This is a genomic window from Sulfitobacter sp. HI0129 (assembly GCF_001635395.1).
Classification (GTDB): Bacteria; Pseudomonadota; Alphaproteobacteria; order Rhodobacterales; family Rhodobacteraceae; genus Sulfitobacter.
In genome coordinates this window covers 1-1,409 of the sequence record NZ_LWGH01000588.1, presented here as the reverse complement: position 1 = coordinate 1,409, position 1,409 = coordinate 1, and the positions used below count along the sequence as shown (strand labels likewise).

Annotated in this window: 3 protein-coding genes; all 3 read left to right on the top strand. The window is 64.5% G+C overall.

Annotated features, from left to right (window positions below):
- Positions 1–136 (top strand): SDR family oxidoreductase (locus A3764_RS24145; protein WP_150122225.1); only part of this gene is annotated, 136 nt, incomplete at its 5' end.
- The gene (locus A3764_RS15715) at positions 133–735 is read left to right on the top strand and encodes a LysE family translocator (protein ID WP_067922862.1); all 603 of its coding nucleotides are present in this window, start codon (positions 133–135) and stop codon (positions 733–735) included. The genes A3764_RS24145 and A3764_RS15715, both read left to right, overlap by 4 nt.
- Before the next feature lies 1 nt (position 736).
- Positions 737–1,243, top strand: coding sequence for a xanthine phosphoribosyltransferase (gene gpt, locus A3764_RS15710; RefSeq protein ID WP_067922860.1), 507 nt, complete (start codon positions 737–739; stop codon positions 1,241–1,243).
- Positions 1,244–1,409 lie beyond the last annotated feature (166 nt).

Below are 1,409 nucleotides of genomic sequence, written 5' to 3'. Positions count from 1 at the left end.
CGATGTCGGCAAGGCCGCGCTCTATCTGCTGTCCGACCTCGGCAGCGGCACCACGGGGGAAAACCTGCATGTGGATTCGGGCTATCACATCGTGGGGATGAAAGCCGTCGACGCCCCCGACATGGTCAAGGAATGACCGCAGACAGCCTGATCGCCTTCAACCTCGTGCTGTTGGCAGCACTGGCCAGCCCCGGTGCTGCACTGCTTTTCTGCATGCGCACCACCGTGATGGCCGGACGCCGCGCCGGGATGCTGACGGGCCTTGGCCTCGGGCTTGCGGCGGCATTCTGGACGCTGGCGGCCCTGCTCGGGCTGGAAGGTATATTTACCCTCTTTCCTTGGGCTTACGGCGCGCTGAAAATCGGCGGCGCACTTTATCTTCTCTGGATCGCCTATGCCACGTGGCGTCATGCGCGCGCGCCCCTTGGACAGGCGGCGGGGGCCACGCGGCACACCCTGATGGCCGGGCTCATCGTGAACCTCGGCAATCCGAAATCCATGCTTTTCGCGGCGGCGGTGATCGTCGTCGTCTTCCCCCAGGCGCTGTCGGGGGCCGAGATCGCCTTCGTCGCACTCAACCACCTCGTTCTCGAAGTGCTGTTCTACACCCTGCTCGCCATGGTGCTGGGGGCGCCCGTCGCGCGCCGCCGCTACCTGAGCCTCAAACCCGTCCTCGACCGGATCGCCGCCACCCTGCTGGCGGGCCTCGGTCTGCGACTGCTGCTGGAGAAATAAGATGCCCGACCACCGCCTGCCGCATGAAAAGGGGTTCCATATTTCATGGGACCAGATCCACCGGGACAGCCGCGCCCTCGCGTGGCGGCTGGACGGCGAAGGCCCCGACAACGGGGCGTGGCGTGCCGTGGTGGCGATTACCCGGGGCGGCATGGCGCCCGCGATGATCGCCGCGCGGGAGCTGGACATCCGCACCGTCGACACGATCTCGATCAAATCCTACGATCATCAAGAACAATCCGAGGCGAAGGTGCTGAAATCCCCCGACGCCGACCTGATGGGCGACGGAACAGGCATCCTTATCATCGACGATCTGGTGGATTCCGGCAAAACGCTGGAAGTGGTGCGCGCGATGTACCCCAAGGCGCATTTCGCCACTGTCTATGCCAAACCCAAGGGCCGCCCGCAGGTCGATACCTTCATCACCGAGGTCAGCCAGGACACATGGATCTTCTTTCCATGGGACATGGCCCTGCAATATGTCGAGCCTTACCGCGGCAAGGACTGACCGCCCCGCCCCGGCAACTGGGAGGCCAAGCATAGGCGTGAAACAAACCTGTGCTTCACCCTTTCCCAAATACTCCCGCCGGAGGCTCCCGCCCTATCGACTGGAGAGCGACCGATGACGACCCCGCGTACCCTTGCGACCTTCGCCCCCCCGGTGATGGAGGCGC

Coding starts and splice junctions, on each gene's coding strand:
- A3764_RS15715 (WP_067922862.1), top strand. CDS start 133: ATGACCGCAGACAGCCTGATCGCCTTCAACCTCGTGCTGTTGGCAGCA.
- gpt (WP_067922860.1), top strand. CDS start 737: ATGCCCGACCACCGCCTGCCGCATGAAAAGGGGTTCCATATTTCATGG.